We start from the raw sequence: 18,079 nt of genomic DNA, 5'->3' as shown, positions 1-18,079 counted from the left end.
GTCGTGCGGGGGGAGGTGAGGGATGACGAAGTCTGAAGAGGAACGGTTCCGGGTGTTCGTCGCGGAGCGGATGGACCGCTGGCGGCGTACCGCGTATCTGCTCAGCAGGGACTGGCATACCGCGGACGACCTGGTGTCGGTCACCGTCGGCAAGTTGTACCGGCACTGGCGCAAGGTCCGGGCCGCCGGCAATCCCGACGCGTACGCCCAGCGGATCCTGACCCGGGCCTGGCTGGACGAGACCGTGCGCCCGTGGCGGCGCGAGCGGGTGACGGCCGAGCTGCCGGAGGTCGCGACGCAGCAGCCGGACGGCTTCCTCGACCGCGACGGCCTGAACCGGCTGCTGGGGTCGCTCGGTCCGCGGCAGCGCGCGGTGGTCGTGCTGCGCTACTACCTCGACTACTCGGTCGAGGAGACCGCCGAGGTGCTGGGCATCTCGGTCGGCACCGTGAAGAGCCAGTCCGCACGAGGTCTGGAGACGCTGCGTCGCCAGGCCGTCCCGATGGGGGGTATGTCATGACACAGCAGCTGTTCGACGAGGTCATCGGTGAGGTTCCGGCGCCGGCCGTGGACGTGGACGGGATCGTCCGCCGCGAGCGGCGCGGCGCGGCGGCGCGCCGGTTCGGCGTCGTCTCCACGGGCGGCCTGGCCCTGCTCGCGGTCGGAGCGCTGGTGCTGGGCCTGGGGCTGGGCGCCTCGCCGACCCCGATCGCGGTGCCGGCCACCAGCGACGTCCCGGGCGCACCGGTCGCCGCCGGCGGGTTCCGGCTGATGTACGGCACGCCCGAGGAGGCAGCCGAGACGGCTGAGCGGCTCAGCCAGGAGCTGGACCGGGCGGTCCTGGCCGCCGCCCCGGACCGGCAGTGGTTGTCCTTCCCGACCGCACCCGGCGACCCGCAGCAGCCGGACGGGCAGCCGATGCAGGTGAAGTTCGTGGACAAGCCGCTGATGGAAGGGGGGGAACTCGAAGTCTTCGCCGGCCGCAGCGGCATCGCGGCTGGCGGCCGGAAGGGCTCGCTGTCGCTCCACATCGTCCCGGTCGTCGCCGGCGGGTTGCGTGAGCCGCTGCCGACGCAGGACGTGCCCCAGCCTGGGTTCGCGTATGTCCGGCACGCGGTCAGCGTGCCGCTGGCCGACGGCAGGGTGCTGGTGCTGGCCTGCTACAACCGGTCGCACACCCGCAAGCTGGCACCCGCGTTCCAGGCCGAGACGCCGCTGAGCGTGGCGCAGCTGCAGGCGATCGCGGACGCGGTCGCGGCGAAGGTGCTCGCCTAGCGGATGGTGCCGGGGGGAGCGAGCCACTGGGCGGGCTGCCCGGTGGCTCGCTTGATCACGTCGAAGTCCCCGTCGTAGTGCAGCACCGTCATCCCACTCAGCTCCGCGGCCGCCGCCACCAGCAGATCGATCGGCCCCGCGCTACGGTGCTGGCCCTTCTGCGTCAGCAGATCCTGCACCTGCGCCGCACGCTGGTAGACGCCGTCGGGCATGGGCACCCAGGGGTAGGTCTCACCGAGCAACGCCACGATCTTCTGCCGGTCGGCATAGGAGCGAGCCGTGTGGAGGAACTCCAGCTCGGTGGCGGCGCAGATGCCGACAAGTCCCTGCTCAAGCTGCTGGTTCCAGCTTTGGGCCTCGGGCCCGCGCCGCAGCAGCCGCACGAGCGCGCTGGTGTCCACCAGATAGTCGGATGTCACGGCTTGGGACGATAGTTGTTCTTATCCAGCAGCTCGTCGAAGTATCCGGTATCTGCCATCTTCCGCAGCTCTTCGAGCGCACGTGCACGGCGGAGGCTGGCGGCCGACTCCCGCAGGGCGGTGTTGACCGTGTCCTTCTTGGTCTTGGTGCCGAAAACCTCGGCCGCGTCGGCGAGCAGTTCCTCGTCGACGTCGATCAGCATCTTCGCCATCGGCTCCCCCTCACACCGCGTATATACGCTTTGGCTCCCGAGTATATACGCGGGCTCACGGCCTCGCCAGGGTCGTCGATCGGTGCGTGCGAGAATGAGGCACGTGACAAAGCGCCCGCACGTTCCGAATGTCCTGGCCACCCGGTATGCCTCCGCCGAACTGGTGACGCTGTGGTCACCTGAGGAGAAGGTCCGCGCCGAGCGGCGGCTCTGGCTGGCCGTGCTCCGCGCGCAGCGCGATCTGGGCATCGCGCTGCCGGAAGGCGTCATCGAGGCGTACGAGCGGGTGCTGGACACCGTCGACCTGGACTCGATCGCCCAGCGCGAGCGGGTGACCCGGCACGACGTGAAGGCTCGCATCGAGGAGTTCAGCGCGCTGGCCGGGCACGAGCAGATCCACAAGGGCATGACGTCGCGCGACCTCACCGAGAACGTCGAGCAGCTGCAGATCCGCGACTCGCTGCTGCTGATCCGGGACCGGATCGTCGCCGCGCTGACCCGGATGGCCGCCCGCGCCGCCGAGTACGACAACCTGATCATGACGGGCCGCTCGCACAACGTCCCGGCGCAGGCCACGACGATGGGCAAGCGCTTCGCGAGCGCGGCGCAGGAGATGCTCATCGCGTACGAGCGCCTCGACGAGCTGATCGCCCGCTACCCGCTGCGCGGCATCAAGGGTCCGGTCGGCACCTCGGCCGACCAGCTCGACCTGTTCGACGGCGACGCCGCGAAGGTCGCCGAGCTGGAGCGCCGGGTCGCCGGGCACCTCGGCTTCCAACGCGTGCTGGACAGCGTCGGCCAGGTGTACCCGCGCTCGCTGGACTTCGACGTGCTCACCGCGCTGGCCCAGGCGGCGTCCGCGCCGTCGAGCCTGGCCACCACGATCCGGCTGATGGTGGGCCAGGAGCTGGCCACCGAGGGTTTCAAGCCCGGCCAGGTCGGCTCGTCGGCGATGCCGCACAAGATGAACACGCGCTCCAGCGAGCGGGTCAACGGCCTGGCCGTGATCGTCCGCGGGTACGCGAGCATGGCCGGCGAGCTGGCCGGCGACCAGTGGAACGAGGGCGACGTGTCCTGCTCGGTGGTGCGCCGGGTGGCCCTGCCGGACGCCTTCTTCGCCCTGGACGGCCTGTTCCAGACCTTTCTCACCGTGCTCGACGAGTTCGGCGCGTACCCGGCGGTCATCAACCGCGAGCTGGACCGCTACCTGCCCTTCCTGGCCACCACGAAGGTGCTGGTAGGCGCGGTGAAGAAGGGTGTCGGCCGGGAGACCGCGCACGAGGCGATCAAGGAGCACGCGGTCGGTGTGGCGCTGGCCATGCGCGAGCGCGGCCAGGCCGACAACGACCTGTTCGACCGCCTGGCCGCCGACACCCGCCTCGGCCTGTCCCGCGCCGAGATCGACGCCCTGGTCGCCGACCGCTCCGCCTTCGTGGGAGCTGCGTCCGCTCAGGTCGCCGCGATCGTCGCCCAGGTCGAGAAGATCGCCGCCCAGCACCCCGCCGCCGCTGCCTACACCCCCGCCGCCATCCTCTGACCAGCGCTTGGAACAAAGGAAGGGCACCTTCTTAACGCTCCGCGTTGTAGAAGGTGCCCTTCCTAACGCCTGACCTGCCGCAGGCTGCCGATCTGTCGGCGGGCCGGCGCGTCCATCGGCGGGCGCGGCGGCCGTCCACCCGTCCCGCGGGCTGCCGGGCTGGGAGGATCGGCACGTGGAGTTCCTCACCGCCCTGCTGGTGGCATTCGTCGCTATCGTTCCCGTCGAACTGCCGGACAAGACGTTCGTCGCGACGCTGGTGCTCAGCACCCGCTACCGCCCGCTCCCCACCTGGCTCGGGGTGGTTGCGGCGTTCGGCGTGCAGTGCGCGATCGCGGTGGCCTTCGGCACGCTGCTGACCAAGCTGCCGACCCGGCCGGTGCAGCTGGTGGCCGCGCTGCTGTTCGCGGTCGGGGCGTTCGTCCTGGCCCGGGGTGCGAAGAAGGCCGACGCGGAGGAGAAGGAGCAGGAGGCCGAGTTCGAGGCCAAGGCCGTCGAGCCGAAGCAGGGCTGGCGGGCGGCGGCCGCGAGTTTCGCGGTCCTGTTCACGGCCGAATGGGGCGATCTGTCACAACTGCTGTTGGCGGGTCTGGTCGCCAGCGGGCGGCCGATGCTGCCGACTTTTCTGGGCGGCTGGCTCGGTCTGGCGACGGTTTCCGGACTCGCGGTGCTTCTCGGCCGATGGCTGTTGAAACGAGTGAAGCTGGCAGTCATCCGTTACGTCGGGGCGGGGGTCTGTACCGTCCTCGCGGTCGTGACCTTGCTCTCAGCACTGTGAAAGCAGTCAACTCGTGGGACTTATGCCGCTCCCCAGAATCAGGGCCGACATTGCGGACCGGTAATCTGGTGCTGCCCGTGGCGGACAGGCAGACATAGAAAAAAGTCAGGAGTTTCCCCGTGGCTCGCGTCGTGGTTGACGTCATGCTTAAGCCCGAGATCCTCGACCCGCAGGGGCAGGCCGTCGCGAACGCGCTGCCCCGCCTGGGCGTCAATGACGTCGCCTCAGTGCGTATCGGTCGTCGTGTGGAGATCGATTTCGCTGGAGATGCCGACCTGGAGAGGGCTCGCGAGATCGCGGACAAGCTCCTCGCCAACCCGGTCATCGAGGACTACGAGATCCGGGTAGTCGAAGCAGCATGAGCAAGATCGGTGTGGTGACCTTCCCCGGTTCGCTGGACGACGGGGACGCGGCCCGTGCCGCACGTATCTCCGGAGCCGAGGTCGTACGGCTCTGGCACGCCGACCCGGACCTGCACGGCGTCGACGCCGTGGTGCTCCCGGGCGGCTTCTCCTACGGTGACTACCTGCGCTGCGGCGCGATCGCCCGGTTCGCGCCGGTGATGGAGACGATCGCCGACGCCGCCCGCGGTGGCATGCCGGTCCTGGGCATCTGCAACGGCTTCCAGATCCTCTGCGAGGCCCACCTGCTGCCCGGCGCGCTGACCCGCAACCAGCACCTGCACTTCCGCAACCGCGACCAGTGGCTGCGGATGGAGAACTCCTCGACGGCCTGGACGAGCCACTTCACCGAGGGGCAGGAGATCCTGATCCCGGTGAAGAACGGCGAGGGCTGCTACGTCGCCGACCAGCGCACCCTGGACGAGCTCGAGGCAGGCGGCCAGATCGTCGCGCGCTACATCCGCGGCAACCCGAACGGGTCGGTTCGCGACATCGCGGCGATCCGCAACGAGGCCGGCAACGTGCTGGGCATCATGCCCCACCCGGAGCACGCGGTCGAAGCGCTGACCGGCCCGTCGCTGGACGGCCTCGGATTCTTCTCGTCGGTGCTCAAGCACCTGGCCGACGCTAAGGCGGCAGCATGAACCTCGAATCGATCACCGTGGACACGGTGAAGGACGCCGAGTCCACCCCTGACGAGCTGCAGCCCTACCTGGAGCTGGGTCTCAAGGACGACGAGTACCAGCGGATCAAGCAGATCCTGGGCCGCCGGCCGACCCAGTCCGAGCTGGCCATGTACTCGATCATGTGGAGCGAGCACTGCTCGTACAAGTCGAGCAAGGTGCACCTGCGCCAGTTCGGCGAGAAGGCCCCGCCGTCGGACCGGATGCTGGCCGGCATGGGCGAGAACGCCGGTGTCATCCAGATCAACGAGAAGATCGCGGTCACCTTCAAGGTCGAGTCGCACAACCACCCGTCGTTCGTCGAGCCCTACCAGGGTGCGGCGACCGGTGTCGGCGGCATCGTGCGCGACATCCTCGCCATGGGCGCCCGCCCGATCCTGGTGATGGACTCGCTGCGCTTCGGCGCCGCGGACCACCCGGACACCCAGCGGGTGCTGCCCGGCGTGGTGGCCGGCGTCGGCGGCTACGGCAACTGCCTGGGCCTGCCCAACGTCGGCGGCGAGGTCTTCTTCGACGAGTGCTACCAGGGCAACCCGCTGGTCAACGCGCTCAGCCTGGGCGTGCTGCCGGTCGACGGACTGCAGCGCAAGGAGGCCGACGGCCCCGGCAACATCGTGGTGCTGATGGGCGCGAAGACCGGCCGTGACGGCATCGGCGGCGTGTCCGTGCTGGCCAGCGCGACCTTCGACGACGAGTCGCAGCAGCGCCGTCCGGCCGTGCAGGTGGGCGACCCGTTCACCGAGAAGCTGCTCATCGAGTCGTGCCTGGAGCTGTACGCGGCCAAGCTGATCGTCGGTGTGCAGGACCTCGGCGGCGCCGGCCTGACCTGCGCGCTCACCGAGACCGCCGCGTCGGCGGGCACCGGCATGGACATCCAGCTGGAGAAGGTCCACCTGCGTGAGGCCTCGATGGAGCCGCAGGAGATCCTGGCCAGCGAGTCGCAGGAGCGGATGCTCTTCATCGTGGAGCCGGGCAAGCTGGACGCGGTGCTCGGCATCGCCCAGCTGTGGGGCGTCATCGCCACCCCGATCGGCGTCGTCACCGACACCGGCCGGGTCCGGATCACGTTCCACGGCGAGACCGTGGTGGACGTGCCCCCGGGCAGCCTCGCCGACGACGGCCCGGTGTACGCCCGGCCGCTGCGGGAGCCAGCGGACCTGATCCTGCTGCAGGCCGACCGCGCGGAGACGCTGCCCCGCCCGCACCACGACTTCCAGCTCAAGGACACGCTGCTCAAGTTGGCCGCGTCGCCGAACCTGTGCGACCGCAGCTGGGTGACCGAGCAGTACGACCGCTACGTGCTGGGCAACACCGTGCTGGCGCAGCCGGAGGACTCCGGCATCGTCCGCCTCGACGAGCAGTCGGGTCTCGGCGTCGCGCTGTCGCTGGACTGCAACTCCCGCTTCGCCCGCCTCGACCCGTACGAGGGCGCGAAGCTGGCCCTGGCCGAGGCGTACCGCAACGTGGCCGTCACCGGCGCGGAGCCGGTCGCGGTCACGGACTGCCTCAACTTCGGCTCGCCGGAGGACCCGTCGGTCATGTGGCAGTTCGCCGAGGCCGTACGCGGCATCGCGGACGGCTGCCAGGAGCTGGGCATCCCGGTGACCGGCGGCAACGTCAGCTTCTACAACCAGACCGGGGCGGTGGCGATCCACCCGACCCCGGTCGTGGGCGTGCTCGGCGTGCTGGAGAACGTGGCGCAGCGCATCCCGATGGGCTTCAGCCACACCGGTGACGTGCTGGTGCTGCTGGGCGAGACCAGCCTGGAGCTGTCCGGCTCCGAGTGGGCCTGGGTGGCGCACCAGCACCTCGGCGGCCGCCCGCCGAAGGTCGACTTCGCCCGGGAGCAGGCCATCGCCGGCTTCATGCAGCGGGCCGCCGAGACCGGCCTGGTCCGCTCGGCGCACGACCTGTCCGATGGCGGTCTGGCGCAGGCGCTGGTCGAGTCGGTGCTGCGCAAGGGCCTCGGCGCGACGGTGACCCTGCCCGTGGACATCGAGCCGTTCGTGTCGCTGTTCAGCGAGTCGGCCGGCCGGGTGCTGATCAGCGTTCCGGTGGGCCACCGCCAGGCGTTCGAGTCGCTGCTGGCCGAGCACGAGCTGCCGGCGACCATCCTGGGCCAGGTCGACGACGAGGGCGCGGACCTGACGGTCATCGGCCACGGCGAGGCGGGCCGCTTCACGGTGTCGCAGGCCGAGCTGCGGGAGGCCTTCTCCAGCACGCTGCCGCGGATGTTCGGCGCGGGCGAGCCCGGTGCGGACGCCCCCGCGCCGGTGGTCGAGACCCTGGCGGTCGTCGAGACCGTCGAGGTCACCGAGACCGTCCTGGTCGAGGCGGAGACCCCGGCGGCGCTGCCGGCCGAGGGCGAGCCGGCGGAGCAGCCCGGCGAGGTCGCGCAGGCCGACGACGAGGGCCGGCGCACCGAGGGCTGACCCACGCATCACCTGATCCGGGTGCCGTTCCGCTGTCCGCAGCGGGGCGGCGCCCGTTTCGTTTCCCGCCGTCCGGGGCGGGGCGCCGCGACCGTGTCGTTTCGGGAAAGATCTTCGCAACCTCCGGGTGGCGTGCGGCGTGATGTCGCGACGGGCCGACGGGGCCCGCCACGACAGGGGAGAACGGGGAGTGATGGCCCCTTACCGCGACGACGGATCGGTCCGCCGGGCCGACTTCGAGGAGTGTTACGCCGCGCATTTCCACAGCCTCACCCTGCAGCTCAACGCCTACCTGGGGAATCTGACCGAGGCGCAGGACATGGTGCAGGAGGCGTTCGTCCGGGCGCTGGCCCGATGGGACACGATCGCCCGCTACAACGACCCGCCCGCGTGGGTGCGCCGGGTCGCCTGGAACCTCGCGACCAGCGGTTGGCGCAGGCGGCGTACGGCGCTGAACTTCCTGCGCCGCCAGCGCGATGAACACGTGCCCGCCCCGGGGCCGGACCGGGTGGCGCTCACCCGTGCCCTGGCCACGCTGCCGGACGTGCAGCGGCGTGCGTGCGTGCTGTTCTACATCGCCCAGCTCACCATCGCGGAGATCGCCGCGCAGGAGGACGTCGCCGAGGGCACCGTGAAGTCCTGGCTGCATCGCGGCCGGACCGCGCTCGCCGCCCAGCTCACCGAGGCCTGGAAGGAGCACGACCATGTCTGACTTCGAGCAGGACGACGTCCTGTGGTCCGCGGTGGACGCGTACCGCGCCGACACCGATCCGCTGATCCGGCCGACGGGCAGCGGGGCGGCGTACACCGCGGTGCGGCACCGCAAGCGGGTCCGTTCCGTCGGGGTCGCGGCGAGCGCGCTGGCCGCGGCTCTGGCCGGTGGTGTCGTGTTCACCACGCTGGGCGGGCCGGGGCCGACGGTGCCGACGCCCGGCGGGACCGCTGGGGTGAGCCCGACGGCCAGCCCGGTGCGCAGCGCCTCACCGCTCCCGGTCGTCACCACCGGCCCGCGGCACGGGCTGGCCGAGGCGACGCTGGACCTGCCCGCGCGCACGGTTGGCGGGCAGGACTGCCCGACCGGGCCGACCCGCTTCCGCGCCGGCAAGGTCGGCACGCAGACCTGGATCGACAGCGCGGTGGAGACGGACCTCGACGAGGACGGCACGCCAGAGCAGGTGGCCCTGATCTACTGCCGTCCCGGCGAGATCCCGCTGGGCCAGGTGGTCGCGTTCCGGCGCAGCGGCGACGGGTTCAGCACGCTCGGGGTGGTCGCGCAGGTCGAGCCGCCGCATACCGCGGCGACGGGCACGCCGGACGCGGTGGAACGGATCACGAAGCTGGCTGCGGACACTTCGGGCGAGATCCAGGTCGAGGTCGGCAACCACGAGACGACGTACAGCGACCTGTCCGGCGGGCCGATCGGGCTCTACCAGTGGCGTGACTTCCGCTGGAACGGCGCGGCGTTCAGCCGGTCGGGCGGCGCGCCGTCGTTCGTCGCCGATCCGGCGGTGGTGCGGATCACGGTCGACGTGGCCCGGCCGAACGTGCGCGACGCGGAAGGCGGGCGCCGAAAGGTGGAGGTGCCGGTCACCATCAGGGTGCAGGACCAGCTGCCGGCGGACACCCCGGTGACGGTGCTGCTGTCGGTGGGGACCGTCCCAGGTGCCACGGTGGTGCGGGCCCCATGCGAGGGCGCACAGCAGTGGGTGCGGTGCCGACGGGACGAAACGTGGCCGGGCACCTGGCAGGTCATTTTCGAACTGGAGCTTCCCGGGGCGCCGGACGCGCCCGACGTGCGTAACGACCTGGGGCCCCACTCGGTGTACGTCCGAATCGGCGACCAGGAGTTCGGACGCTACTCGATGAGGTACTGAACGGTCGGCGGCTGCGGTCACGGGGCCGCGGCCGCCGCCGGTTCACCGCTGGACCGTCTTCGGGAGCACCAGCCCGGTGCGTTCGGTGGTGCTCAGCCAGCCGCGTTCGACCATGGTGTCGAGTACCCGGTTCCAGGCGGCCGGCACGTCGCCCGGGGCCGGGTCGAGGTGCGCCGCGAGCAGCGCCCCCTCGGCGATGCTGAGGTCCCGAGGATGCTTGTCGAAGTACAGCGTCGCGGCTGCTCCCAGCCCGGTCACGCCCTCGCCGTATAACGCCGTGTTGAGGTAGAAGTCGAGTAGCTGGTTCTTCGTGAACCAGCCCTCCAGCTTGTGCGCGCCGACGCGTACCCGCCAGCTGTCCAGGTCTTCGGCGGACATGCCCATCGCGACCACCGCGTACCGCTTGGCGATCTCCGAGGAGGGCCAGATGAGTTCGCCAGACTGCTCGTAGAAGTCGGGATCGACGGCCGCGACGATGGTGTTGGCGACACCGGGGCGCAGGTTCTCCGCCCGCACCGCATGTCCGCCGGTCTTGTCGCGCGGGATGGGCACGCTCGCGTAGTAGTACTCGGCCAGGCCGAAGGCGACGCCCGCGAGGAGCACGAGCGCCACCGCGGCCCCGACCAGCCGGCGCAGGGCGCGCCGCCGTGGTGGGGGCATGGCGGCCGCCGCGGACTTCGGGAGTTCGACAAGGGTCATTCCGATACGGTAAACGCATCGATGATCGTTCGCAGTCCTGAAGCGACTCCGCGTTGCGGGCGAGCGCCGCGGCCTGCGGCTCAGCGCAGCAGTTTGCGCGGGCCAGGGCCCTGGACGGCAAGCTCGTCGCCCGGGTTGTAGAGCCGGCAGGACTGCAGGGACAGGCAGCCGCAGCCGATGCACCCGTCGAGCGTGTCGCGCAGGCGTTGCATCAACGCGATCCGGTCGTCGAGTTCGGACCGCCAGCGCGCGGACAGCCGGGTCCAGTCGGCCTTGGTGGGCGTACGCCCCTCGGGCAGTTCCTTCAGCGCGTCGCTGATCCGTTCCAGGGACACCCCGACCTGCTGTGCGATCCGGATGAACGAGACGCGGCGCAGCTCGCTGCGCTCGTACCGCCGCTGGTTGCCGCTGGTGCGGGTGGAGTGGATCAGCCCGCGCTCCTCGTAGAACCGCAGCGCCGACGGCGCGACCCCGCTGCGGGCCGACAATTCGCCGATGGTGAGCGTCACCGATTTCACCCGTCCCCCGTACTTGAGTTCAAGTGCACTTTAACTTGCAGGCTACTCATATGACAGTGCTGGAGGTTGAGCCGCTGATCACGCGGCTGACGGGGGACGAGAAGCACGCACCGAGCGCGTTCTCGACCCTCGACGTGCTCTGGGTGCTCTACGACCGGGTGCTGCGCGTGGACCCGCGCCGGCTCGACGACCCCGACCGGGACCGGTTCCTGCTCTCCAAAGGGCACGGGCCGGCCGCCTACTACGCGGTGCTGGCGGCGAAGGGTTTCCTGCCGCACGAATGGCTCGACGATCTCGCCGGCGCGGAAAGCCCGCTCGGGCACCACCCGGACCGGCTGCGGGTGCCCGGCGTGGAGATCAGCTCGGGTTCGCTCGGGCACGGGCTGGGCCTGGGCGTGGGCACCGCGCTCGGGCTGCGGGCCCAAGGGAGGCTGGAGCCGCGGGTGTACGTGCTGCTCGGCGACGCGGAGCTGGACGAGGGCAGCAACCACGAGGCGATCGCGTACGCGGGCGCCACCGGCCTGGACTCGGTCACCGCCGTGGTGATCGACAACCGGAGCGCGTCGCACGGCTGGCCGGGCGGGATCGCCTCCCGGTTCGCGGTGCACGGGTGGACCGCGGTGACCGTCGACGGGCGCGACCACGACGCCGTCGAGGCCGGGCTGCGGCAGGCGGCCGAGGGCGCACCGCACGTGGTCGTGGCGGTCGTCGAGACGAAAGGGAGCTGATCATGAGGCAGGCGTTCATCGACACCGCGACCGCGCTGATCGACGAGGATCCGCGTACCGCACTGGTGCTGGCCGACATCTCCGCCGCGGCCTTCGAGCAGGCGGCGTTCAAACATCCCGACCGGGTGCTCAACGTCGGCATCCGCGAGCAGCTCATGATCGGAGTGGCGGGCGGGCTGGCGCTGACCGGGCTGCGGCCCATCGCGCACAGCTACGCCACGTTCCTGGTCGACCGGGCCTACGAGCAGATCAAGCTGGACCTGGGCCACCAGGGCGTCGGCGCGATCCTGGTCAGCGTGGGCGCGTCCTACGACGGCTCGTCCGCGGGCTACACCCACATGTCCCCGATGGACGTGCAGCTCATCGACACCCTGCCCGGCTGGACCATCCACGTGCCCGGCCACCCCGGCGAGGTCGCGCCGCTGCTCACCGCGGCCGCCGCCCACGACGATCCGGTCTACCTGCGGTTGTCGACCCAGACCAACGACATCGCGTACGCCGACGCGGCGCTGCTGCGTCCCGTGCGCCACGGCACGAAGGCCCTGGTCGTGGCGGTCGGCCCGATGCTCGCCCCGGTCCTTGAGGCGACCCGCGGCCTGGACGTGACGGTGGCGTACACCCACACGCCCCGCCCCTTCGACACCACCGGCCTGCGCGAACTCGCCGCCTCCGGCAACGTGGCCCTGGTCGAGCCCTACCTCGCCGGCACCTCAGTCCACGTGATCTCCCAGGCCCTCGCCGACCGCCCCCACCGCCTTCTCAGCCTCGGCGTCACCCACCAGGACCTGCACGCCTACGGCACCCCGGCGGACCACGCCCGCCGCCACGGCCTGGACCCCGCCGGCCTCCGCGCCTCCCTGACCACCTGGCTCCCCTGACCACTCCCCACCCCACCCCACCCCACCCCACCCCACCCCGCAGGTCCGTGGACAAAGCAAGATCGCGACGATCTTGCGTGAACTGTTAGGGATATGCCCTATTGGGGCGTGTCATCCCCACAGTCCGTGCAAGATCGTCGCGATCTTGGTGTGGCCGGGTGAAGAGGGCGGTTAGCCGCGGGTGTGGGAGCCGAGCATGTGGACCTGGCCGGTGCCTTCGATGATGTCGCCGACGTGCCAGCATTCGACGCCGCGGCCGGTCAGCAGCGCCATGGCGCGGTCGGCGTCGGCGGCGGAGACGACGGCGAACATGCCCACGCCCATGTTGAAGGTCGATTCGAGGTCGTGCTGGTCGATGCGGCCCTTGCGCTGGATCAGGTCGAAGATGGGCTGGGGGGCCCAGGTGGAGCGGTTGACCGTCGCGTCCAGGTGCTTGGGGAGGACGCGGACCAGGTTGCCGGGGATGCCGCCGCCGGTGACGTGGCAGAGCGCGTGCACGTCGCACTCGGCGATCAGGCTGAGGCAGTCCTTGGCGTAGATCTTGGTGGGGGTCAGCAGCTCCTCGCCGAGGGTGCGCTGGTCGCCCAGGTCCTCGATGACCGAGTCGAGCTTCAGGCGGGCCTGGCCGAGCAGCACGTGGCGGACCAGCGAGTAGCCGTTGGAGTGCAGGCCGGAGGAGCGCATGGCGATGACCACGTCACCGGGCTGCACCCGCTCCGCGCCGAGGATCAGGTCCTCCTCGACGACGCCGACACCGTTGGCCGACAGGTCGTACTCGTCCGGGCGCATCAGGCCGGGGTGCTCGGCGGTCTCGCCACCCAGCAGCGCGCAGCCGGCGTACCGGCAGCCGTCGGCGATACCCGCGCCGATCTCGGCGATCCGGTCCGGCACGACCTCGCCGCAGGCGATGTAGTCGAGCAGGAACAGCGGCTCCGCGCCGCACGCGACCAGGTCGTCGACGACCATCGCGACCAGGTCGATGCCGACCGTGTCGTGGATGTTCATCTGCTGCGCGATGGCGAGCTTGGTGCCCACGCCGTCGGTGGAGGAGGCCAGCACCGGGCTCTTGTACTTCGAGGTGTCGAGCTTGAACAGGCCGGAGAAGCCACCGAGCCCGCCCAGCACCTCGGGCCGGTGCGTCCGCGCGACCTTGTCCTTCAGCATCTCCACGGCCCTGTCACCGGCGTGGATCGACACGCCCGCGTCGGCGTAGGTGACGGTGCGGCGGCGGTTGGTGCTGCCCTCCGCCGTCCACAGCTGACGGTCTCCGTTCTCCGGTTGCCCGGACACGGGGCGCTCGGTCACGTGGGTCACGGTATTTCTCCTCTTTGTGCGCGGCGCCGCTCTGGGAAGGGTCGGCGGTGCCGTGACGAGTGGTACTAAGACCTGCTCAGTTCCGTGGCCGGAGCTGACGACTGGTCGCCGCTGCGCTCATCCGAGCCGACCCGGCGGCCGACCCCTTCGAGCACGTGTTTGCCGATCAGGTTGTCTGCGGGCAGCTTGATCGGGTACTCGCCGTCGAAGCAGGCCCGGCACAGGCGGTTCTTCGGCTGCTCGGTGGCGGCGATGAGCCCCTCGAGCGACACGTAGCCGAGCGAGTCGGCGCCGATGGAGCGGCGGATGCCCTCCATGTCCATGCCGTTCGCCAGCAGTTCGGCGCCGGTCGCGAAGTCGATGCCGTAGAAACACGGCCACTTCACCGGCGGAGAGGAGATGCGCACGTGCACCTCCAGCGCGCCCGCCTCGCGCAGCATGCGCACGATGGCGCGCTGGGTGGTGCCGCGCACGATGGAGTCGTCGACCACGACGAGGCGCTTGCCCCGCACGTTGTCGCGCAGCGGGTTGAGCTTGAGGCGTACGCCGAGCGCGCGGATGGTCTGCGACGGCTGGATGAAGGTGCGCCCGACGTAGGCGTTCTTCATCAGGCCCTGGCCGTAGGGGATGCCGGAGGCCTCGGCGTAGCCGATCGCGCCCGGGGTGCCCGACTCGGGCACGGGGATGACCAGGTCGGCCTCGACCGGGTGCTCGGCGGCCAGCTTGCGGCCGATCGCCACCCGGGTCGAGTACATGTTGCGGCCGTTGATGGTCGCGTCGGGGCGGGCCAGGTAGACGTACTCGAACAGGCAGCCCTTGGGGTCCGGCGCGGCGAAGCGCGACGAGCGCAGGCCGTGCTCGTCGATGGCGATCAGCTCGCCGGGCTCGACCTCGCGGACCACGGAAGCCCCGACGATGTCCAGCGCCGCCTGCTCGCTCGCGACGACCCAGCCGCGCTCCAGCCGGCCCAGCACCAGGGGGCGTACGCCATGGTGGTCGCGGGCCGCGTAGAGGGTGTTCTCGTCCATGAAGACGAAGCTGAACGCGCCCTCGACGGTCGGCAGCACCTTCATCGCGGCGCCCTCGACGGACAGGTCCGGGTGGCCGGCCAGCAGCATCGTCACCAGGCTGGTGTCGTTGGTGGAGCCGCGGCTGTCCATGCCGAGCTCCTTGGCGCGGCGGGCCAGGTCGGCGGTGTTCACCAGGTTGCCGTTGTGGGCCAGCGCGATCGTGGTGCCACCGGTGGTCGACTGCAGGGTGGGCTGGGAGTTCTCCCAGGTCGAGTCGCCGGTGGTGGAGTAGCGGGCGTGCCCGATGGCGAGATGCCCGCGCAGGCTGGCCAGCGTCGGCTCGTCGAAGACCTGGGCGACCAGGCCGACGTCCTTGTAGACCACGACACCGGAACCGTCGCTCACCGCGATGCCGGCGGCCTCCTGGCCGCGGTGCTGCAGCGCGTACAGGCCGAAGTAGGTGAGTTTGGCAACCTCTTCACCAGGGGCCCAGACACCGAAGACGCCGCATGCGTCTTGCGGGCCTGGCCGGTGGGGGTCGAGTTCGTGGCTCAACCGGCCGTCGCCTCGGGGCACCCTGTTGCTCCTTGCGCTTGTCGCTTCAGTAGCTGCCTAGATGCCCTGCTCAGTAAGCCGGCATCGGTGGTGTGTGTCGGCGTCCGGCGGCGATCGCCGCCGCAGCTCAGTGTACGTGACCCGGCAGGGCGGGCACCCCGGTGGCCGGGCTGTGTGCTACGTGACTGAATGCGGACCACCCGTGCGGGCGGCCTAGACAATCGGGAAAAGAGTGCTGATATCGGAACGAATCCCGCTTGCACGAATCCGCCCATCCGCCACCGCGACCGACCAATCCACCCGACCGGCGGCGAGCTGAAGGAAGGTGACCGGATCGGTCTCGACGAGGTTCGGTGGCGTGCCTCTCGTATGCCGCGGACCCTCGACGCACTGAATCGCGCCGTATGGAGGAATGCGTACCTCCACCGAACGGCCAGGGGCCGTGGCCGCTAGATGTGCCAACAATGCCCTAACCGCATCGCGGAGCGTCAAACGTTCCGGAGCCTGGCCGGTGGCCAGGCAGTCCAGAGCGGCGCGCACGGCTGGGGAGATATCCGGCGAGGGGGGCATAAGCGGACGATACAAGATGACTTCCGCTCAGTTTGTGACGGCCCTGGGTCGCGCAACCCTTGCTTCGCAAGGCATAGTTGCGGTCGGTGTATTCCCGCAGCGCCCCCCACACCCCGATCGCTGTGGGATATCGAGGAGCTTGGAAGGCGGTGGCCGTGACTACCCAGCGACGGTCCTGGTTGGCACGCGTCGGAGTGGTAGCGATGGTGTCACTCGGCACACTCGTTGGCGTTTCCGCACCCGCATCAGCGGCGGCCGCGAAGGTCGACATCGACTCGTTCCCCTCGTCGGCCAAAAAAGGCGACACGATCACCATCAAGGGAACGGTGACGAATAACGCCACAGCCGGCCTCGGTGCGATCAACGCGAGCGACAACAGCTCCAAGGTCGAGTGCACGCAGTGCAATGTCGCGGCGGATGCCTCCGTGGCGGCCGACGCGTCGAAGCCGTTCGAGATCAAGCTCACCGTCTCCGGCGACCCCACGCAGGGCGAGAAGGTGACGGTCACCGTCACGGTGGACGGCCAGCAGGACACTGCGGTGATCAACCTGCAGGCGGCTGTTCAGCAGGCCGAGTCCACCGGCAAGATCTCGGGTGTGGTCCGGGATCAGAAGACCGGTGACCCGATCAGCGGCGCGATCGTGCAGCTCTCCGACGGTGACGACAAGCAGCACCCGAGCAAGCAGACGGGTTCGGCGGGCACCTTCAACTTCACGCCCACCGCGTCCAACCCGATCGCTCCCGGCCTCATCGTGATCACGGTCCAGAAGGACCCGTACACGCTGAAGAACATCACGCTGAACCTGAACGCCGGGCAGTCGAAGACCGACGTGAGCGTCTCGATGGTCGACGTGAGCGCCACCGCTTCGCCGACCGCCGAGGTCACGCCGACCGCCGAGGAGAGCCCGCTCGTCGAGGAGTCCGGCGACACGAGCGGCGAAGCCGTGGAGACCGATCCCGCCTCGAACAACGAGGACGATGGTCTGGGCACGATGACCTGGGTCATGATCATCCTGGGCGGCCTGCTGGTCGCGCTGGGCATCGGTGCGATCGTCCTGCTCGTGATGAAGCGCGGCGGCGATGACGACGATGACGATGACGATGATGACGACGATGACGACGACGACGAGCCGGTCCGCGGCCGTCCGGTGCGCCCCGCGGCCCAGCAGCCCGTTCGTGCGGGCGCGGGAGCCGGCGCCTACGGCGGCGGTGGTGCGTACGGCCGCCCCGCCGACCCGACCATGGTGGCCCGCCCGGGTGCCGACGCGACGGTGATGCACCGCCCCGGCGAGTACGGCGGCGTGCCCGCCCAGCGCGGCCCGCAGCAGCCCTACGGCGCCCCCGCCCAGCCGACCCAGCAGTACGGCGGCTACGGCTCGCCCGCGCAGCCGACCCAGCAGTACGGCGGCTACGACGCTCCGGCCGGCGGCGGCTACGGCGGCTCCCCGGTCGCGCCGACCAGCGGCTACGGCAGCCCGGCCCCGACGTCCGGCTACGGCAACCCGGCCCCGACCTCGGGTTACGGCAGCCCGGCGCCCACCAGCGGCTACGGCAGCCCGGCGCCGACCTCCGGCTACGGCAGCCCCGCGCCGACCTCCGGCTACGGCGGCAACCCGGCGGACGCCTACGGCTCGACCACCCCGACCTCCGGCTACAGCGGGGGCCAGCCCAGCTACGACCAGGGCTACGGCCAGCAGGCCGGCTACGGGCAGCAGCAGGGCTACGGGCAGCAGCCCGGCTACGGGCAGCAGGGCTACCAGGGCCAGTACGACGAGCCCACGCACTACGCGGGCCCGACGTCCGGCGGCAGCTCCTACGGCCAGCAGCCCGGCGGCTACGGCCAGCAGCAGCCGGCCTACGGCCAGGAGTCCTACGGCCAGCAGCCCGCCTACGGCCAGCAGGACCCGTACGGCGCACCGCAGTCCGGCGGCGGGTACGGCCAGCAGCAGCAGCCCGGCTACGGCCAGCAGGACCCGTACGGCCAGCAGCAGCCGGGCTACGGGCAGCAGGGCGGCTACGGCCAGCAGCAGGACCCGTACGGCACGCCCCCGGCCGCCGGCTACGGCCAGCAGGACCCGTACGGCGCCGAGGGCGGCTACGGCCAGCAGGGCGGCGGCTACAACGACGACCGCCGCAGCAACCGGGACAACCGCCGTCTCGACTGGCTGGACGACTGAGCGGCAAGCACTCGTGACG

General features: G+C 70.7%; 19 protein-coding genes. 12 read left to right on the top strand and 7 right to left on the bottom strand.

The window, feature by feature from the left end:
* The first annotated feature begins 22 nt into the window (after positions 1 to 22).
* Both F6W97_RS05920 and F6W97_RS05915 read left to right on the top strand, forming a co-directional pair.
* On the top strand, positions 23 to 520 hold the full coding sequence (locus F6W97_RS05920) for a SigE family RNA polymerase sigma factor (RefSeq protein WP_155369112.1): 498 nt from the start codon (positions 23 to 25) through the stop codon (positions 518 to 520).
* Positions 517 to 1,275, top strand: coding sequence for a hypothetical protein (locus F6W97_RS05915; RefSeq protein ID WP_155369111.1), 759 nt, complete (start codon positions 517 to 519; stop codon positions 1,273 to 1,275). The genes F6W97_RS05920 and F6W97_RS05915 overlap by 4 nt, the downstream gene beginning before the upstream one ends.
* Here the strand turns inward: F6W97_RS05915 and F6W97_RS05910 are convergent.
* A complete protein-coding gene (locus F6W97_RS05910; RefSeq protein ID WP_155369110.1) occupies positions 1,272 to 1,694 on the bottom strand; it encodes a PIN domain nuclease in 423 nt (140 codons plus the stop codon). The genes F6W97_RS05915 and F6W97_RS05910 overlap by 4 nt on opposite strands.
* Positions 1,691 to 1,906 carry a type II toxin-antitoxin system VapB family antitoxin gene (locus tag F6W97_RS05905; protein ID WP_196278994.1) on the bottom strand — a complete coding sequence of 72 codons (216 nt, stop codon included), beginning with the start codon at positions 1,904 to 1,906 and terminating at the stop codon, positions 1,691 to 1,693. The genes F6W97_RS05910 and F6W97_RS05905 overlap by 4 nt, the downstream gene beginning before the upstream one ends.
* Before the next feature lie 94 nt (positions 1,907 to 2,000).
* Here F6W97_RS05905 and purB point away from each other — a divergent pair, with 94 nt between their 5' ends.
* From purB to F6W97_RS05870, 7 genes are all read left to right on the top strand, one after another.
* Positions 2,001 to 3,443, top strand: a complete 1,443-nt coding sequence (gene purB / locus F6W97_RS05900) for an adenylosuccinate lyase (protein ID WP_155369109.1) — start codon at positions 2,001 to 2,003, stop codon at positions 3,441 to 3,443.
* A 175-nt stretch (positions 3,444 to 3,618) separates the two neighbouring features.
* Positions 3,619 to 4,221 carry a TMEM165/GDT1 family protein gene (locus F6W97_RS05895; protein WP_155369108.1) on the top strand — a complete coding sequence of 201 codons (603 nt, stop codon included), beginning with the start codon at positions 3,619 to 3,621 and terminating at the stop codon, positions 4,219 to 4,221.
* Between the two features lie 119 nt (positions 4,222 to 4,340).
* On the top strand, positions 4,341 to 4,583 hold the full coding sequence (gene purS, locus F6W97_RS05890; RefSeq protein WP_120317757.1) for a phosphoribosylformylglycinamidine synthase subunit PurS: 243 nt from the start codon (positions 4,341 to 4,343) through the stop codon (positions 4,581 to 4,583).
* On the top strand, positions 4,580 to 5,266 hold the full coding sequence (gene purQ / locus F6W97_RS05885; protein ID WP_155369107.1) for a phosphoribosylformylglycinamidine synthase subunit PurQ: 687 nt from the start codon (positions 4,580 to 4,582) through the stop codon (positions 5,264 to 5,266). Before purS ends, purQ begins: the two co-directional genes overlap by 4 nt.
* Positions 5,263 to 7,737: a phosphoribosylformylglycinamidine synthase subunit PurL gene (purL, locus tag F6W97_RS05880; protein WP_155369106.1), complete on the top strand. Its 2,475-nt coding sequence runs from the start codon at positions 5,263 to 5,265 to the stop codon at positions 7,735 to 7,737. Before purQ ends, purL begins: the two co-directional genes overlap by 4 nt.
* 193 nt (positions 7,738 to 7,930) lie before the next feature.
* Positions 7,931 to 8,449: a sigma-70 family RNA polymerase sigma factor gene (locus tag F6W97_RS05875; RefSeq protein ID WP_155369105.1), complete on the top strand. Its 519-nt coding sequence runs from the start codon at positions 7,931 to 7,933 to the stop codon at positions 8,447 to 8,449.
* Positions 8,442 to 9,611, top strand: a complete 1,170-nt coding sequence (locus tag F6W97_RS05870; RefSeq protein WP_155369104.1) for a hypothetical protein — start codon at positions 8,442 to 8,444, stop codon at positions 9,609 to 9,611. Before F6W97_RS05875 ends, F6W97_RS05870 begins: the two co-directional genes overlap by 8 nt.
* Before the next feature lie 42 nt (positions 9,612 to 9,653).
* Here the strand turns inward: F6W97_RS05870 and F6W97_RS05865 are convergent, their stop codons facing one another.
* Both F6W97_RS05865 and soxR read right to left on the bottom strand, forming a co-directional pair.
* Entirely contained in the window at positions 9,654 to 10,310 is a 657-nt protein-coding gene (locus F6W97_RS05865) for a transglycosylase domain-containing protein (protein WP_155369103.1), read from the bottom strand.
* Positions 10,311 to 10,390: 80 nt separating this feature from the next.
* Positions 10,391 to 10,828, bottom strand: coding sequence for a redox-sensitive transcriptional activator SoxR (gene soxR, locus F6W97_RS05860; RefSeq protein ID WP_155369102.1), 438 nt, complete (start codon positions 10,826 to 10,828; stop codon positions 10,391 to 10,393).
* 50 nt (positions 10,829 to 10,878) lie between these two features.
* Here soxR and F6W97_RS05855 point away from each other — a divergent pair, with 50 nt between their 5' ends.
* A complete protein-coding gene (locus F6W97_RS05855; RefSeq protein WP_155369101.1) occupies positions 10,879 to 11,556 on the top strand; it encodes a transketolase in 678 nt (225 codons plus the stop codon).
* 2 nt (positions 11,557 to 11,558) lie between these two features.
* On the top strand, positions 11,559 to 12,434 hold the full coding sequence (locus tag F6W97_RS05850; protein ID WP_155369100.1) for a transketolase family protein: 876 nt from the start codon (positions 11,559 to 11,561) through the stop codon (positions 12,432 to 12,434).
* Between the two features lie 171 nt (positions 12,435 to 12,605).
* Here F6W97_RS05850 and purM read toward each other — a convergent pair whose 3' ends face one another.
* The 3 genes from purM to F6W97_RS39990 form a co-directional block, all read right to left on the bottom strand.
* Entirely contained in the window at positions 12,606 to 13,748 is a 1,143-nt protein-coding gene (gene purM, locus F6W97_RS05845; protein ID WP_155369099.1) for a phosphoribosylformylglycinamidine cyclo-ligase, read from the bottom strand.
* Between the two features lie 65 nt (positions 13,749 to 13,813).
* Positions 13,814 to 15,334, bottom strand: coding sequence for an amidophosphoribosyltransferase (gene purF, locus F6W97_RS05840; RefSeq protein ID WP_155369098.1), 1,521 nt, complete (start codon positions 15,332 to 15,334; stop codon positions 13,814 to 13,816).
* Positions 15,335 to 15,526: 192 nt separating this feature from the next.
* Positions 15,527 to 15,883 carry a sterol carrier family protein gene (locus F6W97_RS39990; RefSeq protein WP_196278993.1) on the bottom strand — a complete coding sequence of 119 codons (357 nt, stop codon included), beginning with the start codon at positions 15,881 to 15,883 and terminating at the stop codon, positions 15,527 to 15,529.
* 326 nt (positions 15,884 to 16,209) lie between these two features.
* On the opposite strand from F6W97_RS39990, the gene F6W97_RS05835 reads away from it, so the two are divergent.
* A complete protein-coding gene (locus tag F6W97_RS05835; RefSeq protein WP_196278992.1) occupies positions 16,210 to 18,060 on the top strand; it encodes a carboxypeptidase-like regulatory domain-containing protein in 1,851 nt (616 codons plus the stop codon).
* Positions 18,061 to 18,079 lie beyond the last annotated feature (19 nt).

This window comes from Catellatospora vulcania, from assembly GCF_009720385.1.
Classification (GTDB): Bacteria; Actinomycetota; Actinomycetes; order Mycobacteriales; family Micromonosporaceae; genus Catellatospora; species Catellatospora vulcania.
This window is presented reverse-complemented; position numbering and strand designations above follow the sequence as displayed.

Coding starts and splice junctions, on each gene's coding strand:
- F6W97_RS05850 (WP_155369100.1), top strand. CDS start 11,559: ATGAGGCAGGCGTTCATCGACACCGCGACCGCGCTGATCGACGAGGAT.
- F6W97_RS05875 (WP_155369105.1), top strand. CDS start 7,931: ATGGCCCCTTACCGCGACGACGGATCGGTCCGCCGGGCCGACTTCGAG.
- F6W97_RS05855 (WP_155369101.1), top strand. CDS start 10,879: ATGACAGTGCTGGAGGTTGAGCCGCTGATCACGCGGCTGACGGGGGAC.
- purB (WP_155369109.1), top strand. CDS start 2,001: ATGAGGCACGTGACAAAGCGCCCGCACGTTCCGAATGTCCTGGCCACC.
- F6W97_RS05915 (WP_155369111.1), top strand. CDS start 517: ATGACACAGCAGCTGTTCGACGAGGTCATCGGTGAGGTTCCGGCGCCG.
- F6W97_RS05865 (WP_155369103.1), bottom strand. CDS start 10,310: ATGACCCTTGTCGAACTCCCGAAGTCCGCGGCGGCCGCCATGCCCCCA.
- F6W97_RS05870 (WP_155369104.1), top strand. CDS start 8,442: ATGTCTGACTTCGAGCAGGACGACGTCCTGTGGTCCGCGGTGGACGCG.
- purQ (WP_155369107.1), top strand. CDS start 4,580: ATGAGCAAGATCGGTGTGGTGACCTTCCCCGGTTCGCTGGACGACGGG.
- F6W97_RS05905 (WP_196278994.1), bottom strand. CDS start 1,906: ATGGCGAAGATGCTGATCGACGTCGACGAGGAACTGCTCGCCGACGCG.
- F6W97_RS39990 (WP_196278993.1), bottom strand. CDS start 15,883: ATGCCCCCCTCGCCGGATATCTCCCCAGCCGTGCGCGCCGCTCTGGAC.
- purL (WP_155369106.1), top strand. CDS start 5,263: ATGAACCTCGAATCGATCACCGTGGACACGGTGAAGGACGCCGAGTCC.
- F6W97_RS05920 (WP_155369112.1), top strand. CDS start 23: ATGACGAAGTCTGAAGAGGAACGGTTCCGGGTGTTCGTCGCGGAGCGG.